Origin of the sequence: Roseateles hydrophilus, from assembly GCF_026712245.1 — a bacterium.
Lineage (GTDB): Bacteria > Pseudomonadota > Gammaproteobacteria > Burkholderiales > Burkholderiaceae_C > Pelomonas > Pelomonas hydrophilus.
Window position 1 is genome coordinate 185573 of sequence record NZ_JAPPUY010000002.1, and the last position, 15612, is coordinate 201184.

Here is a 15612-nt window from a genome sequence, read left to right on the forward strand (position 1 = left end):
GGATGAACTGTGCCGGCGATGTGCGTACCCGAGGTGTCGTAAAGTACGTTAAACTTTGCATTTGGTACCGATCATGGCTGACCGACTTGCTGCGCTGTTCACGCACTTCGCCGTGCGCGCCGAGACCTTCCAGACCGGCGCGCTGTGCGGCGTCAACAGCCTGGCGCCGCAGGCCGGGCGCGGCCAGCTGCACCTGATCCGGTCGGGCGACGTGGCCGTCCACCATGACGGCGTGCCCGAGCCGCTGCGGATCACCGAGCCCAGCCTGCTGCTCTACCCGCGCCCGCTGGCCCACCGTTTCGTGACGGACCCAGCGTGCGGTGCCGAGTTCCTGTGTGCCCACATGGCCTTCGACGGCGGCGCGGGCCATCCCATCGCCGCGGCGCTGCCGGCCTGGGTGTGCCTGCCGCTGGTGTCAGTGCCCGCTTGCGCGCCGGTGCTGGCGCAGTTGTTCACCGAGGCCGAGGCCACGCACTGCGGCCGCCAGCTGATGCTGGACCGGCTGTTCGAGGTGTTGCTGATTTGGGTGCTGCGCGAGCTGATGACGCAGGGCAGCGTCGAGTCCGGCATGCTGGCCGGGTTGTCGCACCCGAAGCTGCGTGGCGCGCTGGTGGCTATGCACGAGGCGCCGCAGCGCGACTGGCCGCTGGCGGAACTGGCGGCGGCAGCGGGCATGTCGCGCACGGTGTTCGCCAACAGCTTCCGCGACGTTGTCGGCTGCACGCCAGGCGTCTACCTGCAGCGCTGGCGCATCGGTCTGGCGCAAAAAGGGTTGCGCGAGGGCCGCGCGCTCAAGCACATCGCGATGGACGTGGGCTATGGCGGCGAGGCGGCCCTGTCGCGTGCCTTCCGCACCCACACGGGCAAGTCGCCGCGTGAGTGGATCAAGGCCTTGGCGCAGCAGGGCTGACCGACCGGTGGGCCAGACGGACCGATCGCTTCGACGTGGTGCGCGTGCGCGGTGCTGATCTCAGCGGGCCCGCACCACGCGGACTTGGAAGGGCACGCCTTCGATCTCCAGGAAGTACGCGCCAAACAAGCCCCGATGCACGACAGCCTTGGGATCTTGCAGGTCGTACAGCGCCTCGCTGTCGTCCGCGATGCGCCAGACCTGGCCGTTCTCCAGCTCAATGCGCTGGTTGGGTCGCCAGCCCTGGAAGCGACCGCGGATGCGGCTCTCCATCTGCTGCAGAGCGGGTTGCGCGCCGGCCGGCGGCTTGACGGCCTCCTGGCCGAACTTCGCAATCGCTTCGGCGGCGGGTGCGCTGGGCTTGGTTGTTGCCGTTGCCACGGCTGAGCTGCCCGGCACGTTCATCGCGTCATAGCAGCGCAGCCGGCTCATGGCGTCGCCCTGCTGGCGGCAGGTTCTCACGTCACTGGCGAGGTCTTGAGCGCCAACGACGCTGGCGCCACCAATCAGCAACAGCGCGATGAACAGGTTGCGTGTCATGCAAGCTCCTTACAGCGCCTTGCGCAGGTTGGCCGGGGCGATCTTCATCGCCTCGCGGTACTTGGCCACCGTGCGCCGCGCGCACTGGATGCCTTGTTCGTCCAGCATGGCGGCCAGCGCGCTGTCTGACAGCGGCTTCTTGGTGTCCTCGGCCGCGACGAACTGCTTGATGAGCGCGCGTACGGCGGTGCTGGAGGCCTCACCGCCGGCCTCGGTGCTGAGCCCCGAGCCGAAGAAGTACTTCAGCTCGAAAGTGCCCCAACTCGTGGCCATGTACTTGGCGGTCGTCACGCGCGAGATGGTGGACTCGTGCAGGCCCAGCTCGTCGGCGATCTCGCGCAGCACCAGCGGCTTCATGGCCAGCTCGCCGTGCGTGAAGAAGCCGCGCTGGCGCTCCACGATGGCCTGGCTGACGCGCAGGATGGTGTCGAAGCGCTGCTGGATGTTCTTGATGAACCAGCGCGCCTCCTGAAGCTGCCCGCCCAGCGGCGAATTGCTGATGCCGCCGCGCGTGGCGCGCAGCGCGTTGGCGTAGAGCTCGTTGATGCGCAGCTTGGGCGCCACCTCGGGGTTGAGCATGACGCGGAACTCGCGGCCCACCTTGCGCACGATGACGTCGGGCACGATGGCCGCGCTGGCGCCCTGCGCGAAGCGGCGGCCGGGCTTGGGCTCCAGCCGCGTGATCAGCGCCTGGGCTTCGCGCAGCATGGCCTCGTCGGCGCCCGTTTCATTCATCAGGCGGCGCATGTCGCGGCGCGCCAGCAGCTCCAGGTGGCCCTGGCAGATGCGCAGCGCGATGACCTGGGGCACGCTGCGGGGCAGTGCGCGCAATTGCAGCGTCAGGCACTCGGCCAGGTCGCGAGCGCCGATGCCGGCGGGGTCCAGGCTCTGCAGCAGGCGCAGCGCGATGCGCAGGTGGTCCAGCAGCTCCTCGCGATCCTCGTCGTCGTCGGGCACCAGCGCCGCGGCCAGCTCTTCCAGCGTGTCTTCCAGGTAGCCGTCTTCGTTCAGCGACTCGATGAGCACATGCAGCGCGGCACGGTCCTCGCGCGACAGCGTCATGCCGGCCAGCTGTTCGGCGAGGTGTTCGGCCAGCGTCGTGCCGGCGGACTCCTGGCTCTCGCGTTCGCCGTCGTCGTCGCTGCCGGCCGAGCTGCTGCTGGGCAGCTCGCGGATGCCGTCGAAATCGTCTCGCTCGGTGCCGTTCTCCCAGTCCTCGCGCTCGGTGCCGCCGAAATCCTCACCGGACAACTCGGCGGTCTCACCGCCCTCGGATTCTCCGGCCGAGGCCTCGGTACCGCTCTCGGCGGGCGCGTTGGTGGCCAGCTCCGGCGCGCTGACGCTGAACTCCTCTTCCGCCTCCAGCAGTGGGTTGGCGGCCAGCATCTGCTCGACTTCCTGGTGCAGCTCCAGCGTGGACAGCTGCAGCAGCCGGATGGATTGCTGCAGCTGGGGTGTCAGCGCGAGGTGCTGACTGAGGCGGACCTGGAGGGTCTGCTTCATGCTGCGCCGCCAGCGTGTGGCGCATTCGGGCCGAGCGCCGGGCCGCTCCCAGGCCGGCCCGCCATGGCGATGTGCTTGCGGCTCGATGCCGCAAGCATCGCCGTCCCCTCGGGGGACCGGTCAGGCTGGCCCGCGTTCAGCGGGGCAAGGCTGGACGAGGGGCTCATTACATCCTGAAGTGTTCGCCGAGGTAGACCTTGCGCACGTCGGCGTTGGCCACGATCTCGTCGGGCGTGCCTTCGGCGAGCACCGCGCCCTCACTGATGATGTAGGCGCGGTCGCAGATGCCCAGCGTCTCGCGGACGTTGTGGTCCGTGATCAGCACGCCGATGCCACGCCCCTTCAGGAAGCTGATGATGCGCTGGATCTCCAGCACCGCGATCGGGTCCACGCCGGCGAAGGGTTCGTCCAGCAGGATGAAGCGCGGCTGCGTGGCCAGAGCGCGGGCGATCTCCACGCGGCGCCGTTCGCCGCCGGACAGCGCCGGTGCCGGGCTGTCGCGCAGTCCTTCGATGGACAGGTCGTGCAACAGGCCGTTGAGCAGCTCGTCGATGCGGGCCTTGGACAGCGCCTTGCCGCGCTCGTCCTGCTGCAGCTCCAGCACGGCGCGGATGTTCTGCTCGACGGTCAGCTTGCGGAAGATGGAAGCTTCCTGCGGCAGGTAGCTCAGCCCCAGCCGGGCGCGCGAGTGGATGGGCAGGCGCTGCACCTCGGCGCCGTCGATGCGGATGATGCCGGCGTCCGAGCGCACCAGGCCCACGATCATGTAGAAGCTCGTGGTCTTGCCCGCGCCGTTGGGGCCCAGCAGGCCCACTACCTCGCCGCAGTCCACGCGCACATGCACGTTCTTGACGACCTTGCGCACGCCATAGGTCTTGGCCAGGCCTTCGGCCTCGAGCCGGCTGCCGCCGCAGCTGGCCGGCGGAGTCTGGGCGACGCTGCTCGTCACGACGGCTTGCCCGGCTGCAGCGTCGTCGACGGCTTCAGCGGCAATGTCGGCGTGGGCGCCGAGCTGGCGTCGTCGGCCGCCTCGGCGCGCGGCATCACGACGATGCGGGTGCGGCCGTTGGGGTTGGGCGAGGCGCTGCCGCCTTCCAGCGTGGCCACCTCGGTGCGGCTGTTGTAGATGATGACCGCGCCGGCCATCTCGTTCATGACCATCGCGCCGCGCGTGGTGCGCACGCGGGCATTGCCGATGAAGCGCACGACCTCCGTGCGCGTGTCGTATTCGACCTGGTCGGCCGTGCCATCGATGGCCTCGCCGGGCACATCGCGGGCCTGGCGGAAGCTCACCGGCTGCTCGCTGGTGCCGCTGGCGTAGGCCTGGTGGTAACCGTCGCGGGTCTCGCGCACGTCCACCTTCTCGGCCCGCAGCGCCAGGCTGCCCTTGGTGACGACGACATTGCCCACCAGCTCCAGGCGCTGGTTGACCTGGTCGATCTGGCCCGGCTTGTCGGACGAGAACACAAGGGGCTTGCTGCGGTCGGCCTTCTCCGCGAAGGCGGCGCCAGCAGCAAGGGCGAGCAGCAGGGGAAGTAGGCGCAGAGACATGGCGGCACGGAAGTTGCAGGCCATTCTATGGGTGCCGCAGCGGCCTCAGCCTCTGCGTCGCGGCAACCGGATGAGTGGTTGCCGCGACGGCCGGGCCCGGCGCGGTTTACTTCTTGGCGCGCACGCGCTGGATCAGGAAGTCGGTGACCTGCAGGGCGCGCTGGCCCGACTCATGCTCGGCCAGGCGCTGGCCGGCGCTGGCGATCGCGGGCGAGGTGATGAAGCGGCCGGCAATGCCCAGCGCGGGCACGCCGTCGGCGCGGTAGGCGTCGAACAGCTTGTCGGCCTGCGAGCACTTGGTCTGCACGCCGAAGGAGTTGTAGGCGTCCAGGTACTTGGCCGCGTCCACGCCCAGGTTGGCGAGGAACTTGGCCTGCACCTTGGGGTCATCCAGGCTCTGGCCCTGCTGGTGCATCGCGGCAAAGATGGCCGGCCGCGCCTGGGCTTCCTTGCCCAGGGCTTCGAGCGCATAGAACATGCGCTGATGCGGCTTGAGGCTGCCGCGGAAGGCCACGTGCACCTTGCGGAAGGCGATGTCGGCCGGCACCTGCTTGGCCCAGGGTTCGATCAGCGGCTCGAAGGCGTAGCAGTGCGGGCAGCCGTACCAGAAGAACTCGATCACCTCGATGCGACCGGGTGCCGTGGGCAGCGGTTGGGCCAGCACGTTGTAGTGCCGGCCTTCGACCGGGCCGCCCTGGGCGAGGGCGGTGCCCGCGAGGGGCGTGGTGGCGAGCAGGGCAGAGAAATCGCGGCGCTTCATGGCGTCAGGTTCCTAGGGTGGTGTCAGCGTTGTACACGAACGAGGTTGGCCTCGAAGCCGGCGCCCTCGATCTTGCGTTGCAGGTCTTCGGCGGCGTCGCGCGTGTCCAGGGGGCCCAGGCGCACGCGGTAGACGGTGCGGCCGTTCTGCTCGCGCTCCATCAGCTTGGCCGTGAAGCCCTGGATGGCGAGCTTGGCCTTCTGGGCCTCGGCGTCCTCGGTGCGCGTGTAGGCGCCGGCCTGCACGAAGTAGACGAAGGCGTCGGCCGCTGCCGGGGCCGAGGCGGCCGGCGTGGCGGGCGCTTCAGCCTTGGCGGCTGGCTTGGCCGGGGCGGTGGCCGCCGTGGGCGTGCTCGCCGCAGCGACCGGGGCGCTGGCCGTTGCCGGCACGGCCGGTGGCGGCGTGGTGGCTGCAGGCGGCGCGTTGACGACACCGCTGGCGCTGCGGGTGCCCTTGCCGGCCAGCGGCGCGTTGGGGTCCCAGTTCTTGTTGCGCTCGGCCTCGGCCGCGTCCTGCTCGGCCGTGCGCTGCGGCACCTTGTCGACGAAGGGGATGGGCACCTTGGTGATGTACAGCGCCACGCCAAGGGCGACGGCCAAGCCCACCAGCAGGCCCACGATCAGGCCGAGGACGAAGCCGCCCTTCTGGTTCTTCTGGCCGGCGGGTTTGGACGCTGAGGTCATGCGCTCTCCGAGGTTTCCGAGGTGTCAGCAGTGTCGCGGTTCATTTGCTCGGGCGCGCTGACGCCCAGCATGCCCAGGGCGTTGGCCAGCACCTGGCGCGTGGCGGCCAGCAGCGCGACGCGGGCGCGGCTGAGTTCGGGCGCCTGGTCCAGCACGCGCTCGGCGGCGTAGTACGAGTGGTAGGCACCAGCCAGGTCGCGGGCGTAGAACGCGATGTCGTGCGGCGCCAGGCCGGCGGCTGCGCCGCTGAGCATGTCGGGGTAGGCGGCGAGCTTGAGCATCAGCGCCTCCTCGGTGGGGGCGGTCAGCAGGCTCAGGTCGGCGCTCATGGCCGATCCAACGTCGCCACCCCACTTGCGGATGACCGAGCAGATGCGGGCGTGCGCGTACTGCACGTAGAACACCGGGTTCTCGTCGTTCTGCTTCAGCGCCAGGTCGATGTCGAAGACGAACTCGGTGTCGGCCTTGCGGCTGATCAGGAAGAAGCGCACCGCGTCGCGGCTGGTCCAGTCGATCAGGTCGCGCAGCGTCACGTAGCTGCCGGCGCGCTTGGAGATCTTGACCTCCTCGCCGCCCTTCATGACCGTGACCATCTTGTGCAGCACGTAGTCCGGGAAGCCCTGCGGGATGCCGAGGTCAACCGCCTGCAGGCCGGCGCGCACGCGGGCGATGGTGCCGTGGTGGTCCGTGCCCTGGATGTTGATGCACTGCGTGTAGCCGCGCTCGAACTTGTTGATGTGATAGGCCACGTCGGGCACGAAGTAGGTGAAGCCACCTTCCTTCTTGCGCATGACGCGGTCCTTGTCGTCGCCGTAGTCGGTGGTGCGCAGCCACAGCGCGCCGCCTTCTTCGTAGGTCTTGCCGCTGGCCACCAGCCGCTCGACGGTCTTCTCCAGCTGGCCGCCCGCATACACGCTGGACTCCAGGAAGTAGCTGTCGAACTTCAGGCCGAAGGCCTGCAGGTCCAGGTCTTGCTCATGGCGCAGGTAGGCGACGGCGAACTGGCGGATGCTGTCGAGGTCGTTGACGTCGCCCGAGGCGGTGAACTCGCGGTCATCGGCCTTCACCGTCTCCTTGCGCAGGAAGGCGTCGGCGATGTCCTGGATGTAGTCGCCGTTGTAGGCGGCCTCGGGCCACTCGGCGTCACCGGGCTTGAAGCCCTTCAGTCGCATCTGCGTGGAGTTGGCGAGCGTGGCGATCTGCACGCCGGCGTCGTTGTAATAGAACTCGCGGGTCACGTCGTGGCCCTGGCTCTGGAACACCGAGCACAGCGAGTCACCCAGCGCCGCCTGGCGGGCGTGGCCCACGTGCAGCGGGCCGGTGGGGTTGGCGGACACGAACTCCACCATCACATGCTTGCCCGTCGCGGCGCGGTGGCCGAACTTGTCGGCGGCGCCCAGCACCTCGGTGACGACGGCCTGCTTGGCGGCGGGCTTGAGGCGGATGTTGATGAAGCCGGGGCCGGCGATCTCCAGCGCCTGCACCCATTGCTGGAAAGCCGGCTTGGCTTCGAGCGCGGCGATCAGGCGCGTGGCCAGTTCGCGCGGGTTGGCCTTGAGCGGCTTGGCCAGCTGCATGGCGGCCGTGCAGGCGAAGTCGCCGTGGGCGGCCTGCTTGGGGGATTCGAAGGCCGCCGGGGCGTTGGCGCCGGGGGCAATTTCCTGGAGGGACTCGGCGAGTGCGGCGAGCAGCGCCTGCTTGGCTTGGATCATGGGCGGGATTTTAGGAGGCGCGCCCGCTCAGGCATGGCGCGGCTGGCTCAACAGCCGCACGGCGAGGCCGCCCAGCACCAGGCCCATCAGCCAGCGCTGCACGGCCAGCCACAGGCGGTGGCGCCCGAACCAGCCGGCGATGCCCGCCGCCGACAGCGTGACCAGCAGGTTGATGCCGCCGCCGATGAATGCCTGCGTGGCGCCCAGCAGCAGGCTCTGCACCAGCACCGAGCCGCCGTCCGGCGAGATGAACTGCGGCAGCACCGACAGGTAGAACACGGCGACCTTGGGGTTCAGGACGCTGGTCAGCAGGCCCATCGTGAACAGCTTGCGGGGCGATTCTGGCGGCAGGTCGCGGGCCTCGAAGGGCGAGCGTGCGCCGGGCCGCAGCGCCTGCCAGGCCAGCCAGCCCAGGTAGAGCGCGCCGCCGAACTTCAGCAACTCGTAGCCCAGCGGCACGGCCATGAACAGCGCCGTCAGCCCGATGGACGCGCACACCACGTGCACCGTGAAGCCCAGCATCACGCCCGCCCACGACAGCAGCCCCGCGTTGCGGCCCTGGCACAGCGAGCGCGACAGCAGGTAGACCATGTTGGGCCCGGGCGTGAGGGCCATCAGCAGCGCAGTGGCGGCAAAGACGAGGTGGCTGGACGGATCGGTCATGGCGTGGCGGGCAGGGCGGCGCGCATCATGGCAGCCGCCGGGGGCGCCTGACGAAACGCATGGCGCGGCTGTCGGGCGAGTTCAGCCGTCTGTCGGCTCGTGGCAGGCCCGGCACCGCCCGGCCATCAGCGGCCGGCCGCAGGCGAGGGCGCGCGTGAAGTCGTTTGTGGCGACAACGGCGTGGGCGTACATCGGCCGGCTCCGTCATGGGCGGCCCGTATCATGACCCGCGTGAGTGCCCCAGCAGACGACCTGCCCTCCCACATCGGCCGCTATCAGGTGCTGAGGCGCCTGGGCGAAGGCGCGACCAGCGACGTGTTCCTGGCGCGCGACCCGTTCCAGGGCCAGGATGTCGCCATCAAGCGCATGCGCACCTGGGCGCCCGCGCCGGACGCCCCGAACAGCGACTTCAGCAACCGCTTCTTCAGCGCCGAGGCCGCGCTGGCCGGCCGCCTGCATCACCCCAATGTCGTCGCCATCCTGGACGCCGTGGCCGAGGACGCGTCGCCGTACCTCGTCATGGAGTACGTGCCCGGCGTCACGCTCAAGCACTTCTGCCGCAGCGACCGCCTGCTGCCGCTGGATCAGATCGTCGAAATGGCCTTCAAGTGCGCGATGGCACTGGGCTACGTCTACCGCCAGGGGCTCATCCACCGCGACGTCAAGCCGGCCAACCTGCTGGCGGTGCTGGACGCGTCGGGCCAGGTGGTGGACGTCAAGGTCAGCGACTTCGGCTCGGCGCTGAACCTGCATGCCGACTCCACGCAGATCCACCGCGTCGGCTCGCTGGCCTACATGCCGCCGGAGCAGATCGAGGGCGGCGATGTGGACTGCCGCGCCGACATCTACGCGCTGGGCGCCGTGCTGTACCACCTGATCGGCGGCCGCCCGCCCTTCGATGCGCCGCACCAGATGGCGCTGATGCACCAGATCTACCACCAGCCGCCGCTGCCGCTGATGGGCCAGCGCGAGGGCGTCACCGAGGCGCTGGACGCCGTCGTGCAGCGTGCGCTGGCGAAGGCGCCGCACGAGCGTTTCGCGACCTGGGACGCCTTCGCGCAGGCGCTGTCCAGCCTGGTGGCCACGCAGCAGGTGCCGCTGAACCGGCTGGGCGAGGTGCGCGACTCGGAGCGCTTCAACATGCTGCGCGCACTGGAATTCTTTGCCGAGTTCGGCGATGTGCAGCTGTGGGAGGTGGTGCGGCGCGCGCGCTGGAAGCGCTACCCCGAAGGCCACCCGCTGTTCAAGCGCGGGCAGGAGGGCAACAGCTTCCACATCATTGCGCAGGGCGAGGTGCAGGTGCACCGCGACAACCGCATCGTCGCGACGCTGGGCCAGGGCACCTCGGTGGGCGAGATGGCCTACCTGGCGCCCAACCCCGACCTGCGCCGCCACAGCACCGACATCAAGGTCACGCAGCCCTGCACGACGATCTGCTTCACGCCGGAGTCGCTGGGCCAGCTCAGCCCGGAGTGCCAGCACCGCTTCGACCGCGCCTTCATCCGCGTGCTGGTGCGCCGCCTGCATGCGGCCCACGAGGCGCTGGCCCATCCGCGCCGCATCCTCTGACGAGCGCTTGAGCCGCCGCGCGCGGCGTGCTGGAATCGACCCGCCCCATCACCCATCTCAGGAAGGAGTCCTCGCCATGAAACACCTCACGCTGGCCATCGCCCTCGGCTGCGCCGTGCTGACCGCGCAGGCGGCCGACAAGGCGCCCACCGCGCAGCAGTCCAAGATGACCACCTGCAACAAGGAGGCCGGCGACAAGAAGGGCGACGAACGCAAGGCCTTCATGAAGGAGTGCCTGTCGTCCAAGGGCAGCGCTGCTGCTGCCGAGTCGCCGGCCAACGCGGCCTGCGAGAAGTCCGCCGCCGACAAGAAGCTGCACGGCGCGGCCGCCAAGGCCCACATCAAGAAGTGCACCGCCGACGCGGCCTCGGCGCCCAAGGCCTGAGCCGGCGCGTCGCCAAAAAAAGCCACCCCGCGGGGTGGCTTTTTCGTGGCCGAGGGGCTCAGAACTTGTAGCGCGCCTCGACGTAGTACTGGCGGCCCGAGGTGTCCACCTTCTGCGGCTCCAGCTCGCTGTAGCGGTACTGGCCGCGCGACGGGTTGGTCAGGTTGGTGCCGCTGAAGGACAGGCTCAGGCCCGGCATCACCGTGTAGTTCACGCTCAGCGCGACGTTGGTGACCGGGGCCTGGATGGTGGGCGCCGTGGGCATGGTGATGCCCTGCACCACCGACAGGCCCTGGCTGTTGGCCGTGGGTGCCGGTGCCGTCGTGCTGTTGACGTACTCGCTGCGGTAGTTCCAGGCCAGGCGCACGCTGAACACGTCGTTCTCGAAGTAGCCCACCAGGTTGGCGCTCTTGCGCGACGCGCCCACCATGGGCCGGCCGTCTTCCACATGGGTGTCGGCGTAGCTGAGGTTGGACTGCAGCCCGAAGCCGCCCCATACCGGCTGCTCCCAGCTCAGCTCGGCGCCGCGGATGCGCGCGCGCTGGTTGCTGGTGGTGTTGATGAAGTAGGTGCGCACGACGTTCTGGCTGTCCAGCAGGTCCACGGTCACGTCCTGGCGCACGGCGCCGGTCTTGGCGTAGTTGCGGATCATGGAGTCGAACACGCTCAGCACCAGGGCCGAGCGCTTGCTGTAGTACCAGCCCAGCGACAGGTCGGTGTTGGCCGCGGTCATGGGCTGCAGCTGCGCGTTCGGGCCGTTGACGGTGCAGCCCTGCGCATTGCAGGTCTGGCCGGTGAAGCCGGCACCGTAGATGTTGTAGTTCTGCCGGCCCAGCGTCTTGGACAGGCCCAGCCGTGCGATCCAGCCCGGCGCCACCTGCCAGCGCGCGTTCAGGCTGGGCAGGATGTGGTCGAACTGCTTGTGGCTGGGCACCTTGTAGTAGATGGTGCCGGTGTTGGGGTTGAAGGGCACGCCGTCGAAGTAGCTGGCGCCGTCGCCGGCCGTCACGATGGCCGTCGGGAAGGCGGCGCAGGGCACCACGGGCTGGCCGGGCTCGATGCGCTGGCAGCGGCCGGTGGGCACGGGCGTGGCGATCTGCGCGTCCACCACCGTGCGGGCGTAGCGCAGGCCGATGTTGCCGCTCCAGGCGCCGTCGGCCGTTTCCAGGTTCTGCTGGAAATACAGCGCCGACTGCTGCTCGCGCAGCTCGATCTCGGCGGCCACGCGGCGCTCGAACTCGGGCGTCGTGGCCTTGGTGATGCCGTCGTAGAAGGAGCGCAGCACCTCGCGCGGGAAGTAGAAGCCATTGTTCTCGAAGCCCCGGCCGAGGTCGGCGCCGAAGTCGCCCGGGTAGCTCACGGCCAGCGAGGCATCGGGCGCCACGGTGGCCGAGCTCTTCAGCGCCGGGGCCGAGCGGCGGTGGTCGCGGCGGTGGTCGGCGTGGCGGAAGCCGAAGTCCAGCGTCTGGAAGATGCCGCTGTTCTGCTGGTACTCGGCATCCAGCGCCAGGCTGCGTTCCTTGTCGATGGTCAGGTAGCGCGTGGGCACCGAGCGCGAGATCAGCCGGTAGCCGCTGCCGTCGGCGTTCAGCACCGGTTTGCTGCCGTCACCGGCGCCCTGGTAGGCCCAGGTCGGCGCCTCGTTGACGCCCTGCAGCTCGAACGTGATGCCCGTGCCGTAGCGGGCGTAGGTGATGCCGCGGTCCTGGTCGGTCGTGCCCTCGCCGCGCGTGGTGCTGAACAGGGCCTTCACGGTCAGGTCGTTGCTGAGCTTGACCTTGGCGTCCAGGTCCAGGAAGCCGCTGCTGGCGCTGGCGCCGCTGCGGAAGAAGCCCTCCGAGTTGCCCACGTACTGCGGCGTGGTGCCGTTGGCGAAGGCGATGGTGCCGCCGCGCAGCACCTTGATCTTGTCGCCATAGATCGTCGTCTCCTCGACGATCTTGGGGTTCAGCAGGGACGCGTACACCCGCTGGCCGTTGGAGCTGGTGTTGGCCGCCGCGGCCGTCACGGCGCCGAAGGGCTCGGCCTTGCCCACCAGCATGGAGTACATCGCGCCCGAGGTCAGGCGGCCATAGTTGTCCGAGTTCATCTTGGACTGGAAGGCCGTCAGCCCCAGGTCCACGGCCTGGGTGGGGCGCCACTGCACCGACACCATGCCGCCCTTGCGGTCGCGCACGCCCTCGACGAACTCGGTGGACATGCTGCCCGGCAGCCGCACGCCGTTCAGGTCGGCAGCCGTGTAGCCGGTGCCGGCCAGCGATGCATTGGTGATGCCCAGCATGGTGGACGTGTTGATGACGTCCCAGCCGCTGCTGGCGCCGTAGGCGAAGCGCGAGGCCGAGTCGCGGCGCACGTAGCGCTTTTCGGCGAACACCTGGCCGATGACGCCCAGCCGGTTGTCATCACTTTTCCAGTTCAGGCTGGCGTTGAGCTGCGGGCTGGTCTTGTTGGGCAGCGTGGCGTGCACAGCGCCCACGCTGACGACGCCGCCGAAGCGTGCCTTGGCATCCAGCGGCTTGCGCGTCGTCACGTTGACGGTGCCGGCCAGGCCGCCGTCCAGCACGTTGGCCTGCGAAGTCTTGTAGACCGTGGCCGAGTTCAGCACCGAGCTGGGCATCAGGCTCAGCGACGTGGAGCGGCTGCTGGAGGTCTGGTCGGAGATGTACCAGTCGCCGCCGCTGACCGTGTGGCCGTTGAACAGGATCAGCGTCATGTCCGGGTTGGTACCGCGCAGGGCCACCTTCTCGGCCTCGTCGTAGTCGGTGCGCACGGCCACGCCGGCCAGGCGCTGCAGCGAGTCGGCCAGGTTCTTGTCGGGCATCTTGCCCACGTCCTCGGCGGTGATGACTTCGACGTTGGCCGAGGCCTCGCGCTTGGCGGTCAGCGAGGCCTCGGTGGACGCGCGGATGCCGGTGACGACGACCGCCTCCAGCGACTGCTTGGCCTTGAGGTCCGCCGCGCGGGCCGGCGCGGCTTGCTGCGCGAGCGCGGCGCCCTGCAGCGACAGCAGCAGGCCCGCCAGGCCGCAGGCGATGGGAGTGGGCTGGAATTTCATGCGCGTGATCCTCGTGTTGCCGAATGCGAGGATTCTTGTGACGCCGGTCACGCCGGGTCAGAGGTCAAGCGCGGGAAATCAGCGCCGCCGCAACAGTCGGCGCATCACGGAATGGGCGCCGGGCATGTGCGGCGGTTATAGGGTGTGGCAGGCCACGCGCCGGCCGTCGAGTTCGCGCAGCGCGGGCGCCTCCTCGGCGCAGCGCGCGGTGGCCAGCGGGCAGCGCTTGTGGAAGCTGCAGCCCGAGGGCGGGTTCAGCGGGCTGGGCAGCTCGCCGTGGATGACGATGTGCTCGCGCCGGTCGGCCGCGCGCAGCGCCGGGGTGGCGCTCATCAGCGCCCGCGTGTAGGGGTGCAGCGGGCGCGCGAACAGCGTCACCTTGGGCCCCACCTCCACGGCCGCGCCGAGGTACATCACCATCACCTCGTCGGCCACATGCTGCACCACCGACAGGTTGTGCGAGATGAACACATAGCCGGTGCCGAACTCGTCCTGCAGGTCCATGAACAGGTTCAGGATCTGGGCCTGGATGGACACGTCCAGCGCGCTGACCGGCTCGTCCGCAACCACGATGCCGGGGTTCAGCACCATGGCCCGCGCGATCGCGATGCGCTGCCGCTGGCCGCCCGAGAACATGTGGGGATAACGGCGCAGATGCTCGGGGCGCAGGCCCACCTTGGCCGCCAGCGCCTCGACGCGCTCCTGGCGCTCGGCGGCCGACAGCGGCGTGTTGATCAGCAGCGGCTCGGCCAGCGTCGTCGCGATGGTCTTGCGCGGGTTCAGCGACGCGAACGGGTTCTGGAACACCATCTGCACGTCGCGGCGCAGCGCCTGCAGCGTGGCCTTGTCGGCCGTGGCGGCATCCGTGCCGCGGATCTTGAGTGAACCCCGCGTGGGCGGCTCGATCAGCGTCAGCTGCCGCGCCAGCGTGCTCTTGCCGCAGCCGGACTCGCCGACGACGGCCAGCGTCTTCTTCGGCGCCAGCGTGAAGCTCACGCCGTTGAGCGCCTTCACGGTGGCCTTGGGGCGGAACAGGCCGCGGCTGACGCTGTAGTGGCGCGCCAGGTCGGTGGCTTCGAGCAGGAGTTCGGTCATGCGGCCTCCACCGCGGCATCCACCGGGAAGAAGCAGCGCACGCCGGCCTGCAGCGCCGGGCGCTCGGCGTGGCAGCGGGCCTGCACGCGCGGGCAGCGCGGGCTGAGCAGGCAGCCGGTGGGGCGGTCCAGCGCGCCGGGCACGATGCCGGGCAGGGCGGACAGGCGCCGGGCGCCCGCGCTGTGCTCGGGGATCGCGGCCAGCAGCGCGTTCGTGTACGGGTGGCGCGGCGCCTCGAACAGCGCCGGCACCGGGCCGGTCTCGACGATCTGGCCGGCATACATCACGGCCACGCGCTGGGCCATCTCGGCCACCACCGCGAGGTCGTGCGTGATCATGATCAGCCCCATGCCCTGCTCGCGCTGCAGCTTCAGCAGCAGCGCCATGATCTGGGCCTGGATGGTCACGTCCAGCGCCGTGGTGGGCTCGTCGGCGATCAGCAGCTTGGGGCCGCAGGCGATGGCCATCGCGATCATCACGCGCTGGTTCATGCCGCCGGAGAGCTGGTGTGGGTAGGCACTGGCGCGGTTGGCGGCGTCGGGGATCTCGACCAGCTCCAGCAGTTCGACGACGCGCTGCCGGGCCGCCTTGCTGCCAAGGCCGAGGTGAGTCTTGAGCACCTCGGCGATCTGCGCGCCGACGGTGTAGCTGGGGTTGAGGCTGGTCAGCGCGTCCTGGAACACCATGGCCACGTCGCGGCCGATGAGGCGGCGGCGGTCGCGCGGGCTGAGCTTCAGCAGGTCCTGGCCTTGGAACTCGATCGCGTCGGCCGTGACGCGGCCCGGCGCGTCGATGAGGCCCATCAGCGCGAGCATGGTGACGGACTTGCCGGAGCCGGATTCACCGACGATGCCCAGCAGTTCGCCTGGGTCCAGTTGCAGGTCGACGCCGTCGACGGCGGGGAAGGCGCCGAAGGTGACGCGGAGGTTGCGGAGGGTGAGCAGGCTCATGGTTTGTGGGTTGCTCTTGCCTGGAGCCTTTGCGTTCGGTGCACCGTGCCGGGAGTTCGCCCCGGCGGGCGACCTACTTTTTGAGCGACCAAAAAGTAGGCAAAAAGTCGCCCCCCGAACCGCCCGGCCCTGCGGGCTGCCCTGCGCTGCTCAGGCCTTGAGGGCCCGCGCAAAACTCGCTTCGCTACGCTGCGCTCAAACAGTTGCGCGGAGTCAGAGCTTGAAGCGCGCTGCGC

General features: G+C 69.6%; 14 protein-coding genes. 3 read left to right on the forward strand and 11 right to left on the reverse strand.

The features are described 5' to 3' along the window. Positions 1–73 precede the first annotated feature (73 nt). The gene (locus NYO99_RS08045; protein WP_268166643.1) at positions 74–910 is read left to right on the forward strand and encodes an AraC family transcriptional regulator; all 837 of its coding nucleotides are present in this window, start codon (positions 74–76) and stop codon (positions 908–910) included. A gap of 60 nt (positions 911–970) precedes the next feature. Here NYO99_RS08045 and NYO99_RS08050 read toward each other — a convergent pair whose 3' ends face one another. The 8 genes from NYO99_RS08050 to NYO99_RS08085 form a co-directional block, all read right to left on the reverse strand. After that, a complete protein-coding gene (locus NYO99_RS08050; RefSeq protein WP_268166644.1) occupies positions 971–1450 on the reverse strand; it encodes a hypothetical protein in 480 nt (159 codons plus the stop codon). A 9-nt stretch (positions 1451–1459) separates the two neighbouring features. Continuing rightward, positions 1460–2953 carry an RNA polymerase factor sigma-54 gene (locus tag NYO99_RS08055; protein ID WP_268166645.1) on the reverse strand — a complete coding sequence of 498 codons (1494 nt, stop codon included), beginning with the start codon at positions 2951–2953 and terminating at the stop codon, positions 1460–1462. Positions 2954–3119: 166 nt separating this feature from the next. Next, on the reverse strand, positions 3120–3902 hold the full coding sequence (gene lptB / locus NYO99_RS08060) for an LPS export ABC transporter ATP-binding protein (protein WP_268166646.1): 783 nt from the start codon (positions 3900–3902) through the stop codon (positions 3120–3122). Next, a complete protein-coding gene (gene lptA, locus NYO99_RS08065; protein ID WP_268166647.1) occupies positions 3899–4504 on the reverse strand; it encodes a lipopolysaccharide transport periplasmic protein LptA in 606 nt (201 codons plus the stop codon). Before lptA ends, lptB begins: the two co-directional genes overlap by 4 nt. Before the next feature lie 106 nt (positions 4505–4610). Beyond that, positions 4611–5264, reverse strand: a complete 654-nt coding sequence (locus NYO99_RS08070; protein ID WP_268166648.1) for a thiol:disulfide interchange protein DsbA/DsbL — start codon at positions 5262–5264, stop codon at positions 4611–4613. Positions 5265–5287: 23 nt separating this feature from the next. Continuing rightward, the gene (locus NYO99_RS08075; RefSeq protein ID WP_268166649.1) at positions 5288–5947 is read right to left on the reverse strand and encodes an SPOR domain-containing protein; all 660 of its coding nucleotides are present in this window, start codon (positions 5945–5947) and stop codon (positions 5288–5290) included. Continuing rightward, positions 5944–7659 (reverse strand): arginine--tRNA ligase, encoded by a 1716-nt coding sequence (gene argS / locus NYO99_RS08080; RefSeq protein ID WP_268166650.1) that lies wholly within the window; start codon positions 7657–7659, stop codon positions 5944–5946. Before argS ends, NYO99_RS08075 begins: the two co-directional genes overlap by 4 nt. A gap of 27 nt (positions 7660–7686) precedes the next feature. Further along, positions 7687–8322 carry a LysE family translocator gene (locus tag NYO99_RS08085; protein WP_268166651.1) on the reverse strand — a complete coding sequence of 212 codons (636 nt, stop codon included), beginning with the start codon at positions 8320–8322 and terminating at the stop codon, positions 7687–7689. A 222-nt stretch (positions 8323–8544) separates the two neighbouring features. On the opposite strand from NYO99_RS08085, the gene NYO99_RS08090 reads away from it, so the two are divergent. Then, positions 8545–9891: a serine/threonine-protein kinase gene (locus tag NYO99_RS08090; protein ID WP_268166652.1), complete on the forward strand. Its 1347-nt coding sequence runs from the start codon at positions 8545–8547 to the stop codon at positions 9889–9891. A gap of 76 nt (positions 9892–9967) precedes the next feature. Further along, complete coding sequence (locus NYO99_RS08095; protein WP_268166653.1) at positions 9968–10276, forward strand: PsiF family protein; 309 nt, start codon at positions 9968–9970, stop codon at positions 10274–10276. Between the two features lie 58 nt (positions 10277–10334). Here the strand turns inward: NYO99_RS08095 and NYO99_RS08100 are convergent, their stop codons facing one another. The 3 genes from NYO99_RS08100 to NYO99_RS08110 form a co-directional block, all read right to left on the reverse strand. Then, on the reverse strand, positions 10335–13331 hold the full coding sequence (locus NYO99_RS08100; protein WP_268166654.1) for a TonB-dependent receptor: 2997 nt from the start codon (positions 13329–13331) through the stop codon (positions 10335–10337). Between the two features lie 135 nt (positions 13332–13466). Then, a complete protein-coding gene (locus tag NYO99_RS08105) occupies positions 13467–14426 on the reverse strand; it encodes a peptide ABC transporter ATP-binding protein (protein WP_268166655.1) in 960 nt (319 codons plus the stop codon). Then, positions 14423–15376, reverse strand: coding sequence for an ABC transporter ATP-binding protein (locus NYO99_RS08110; RefSeq protein ID WP_268166656.1), 954 nt, complete (start codon positions 15374–15376; stop codon positions 14423–14425). Before NYO99_RS08110 ends, NYO99_RS08105 begins: the two co-directional genes overlap by 4 nt. Positions 15377–15612: the final 236 nt, after the last annotated feature.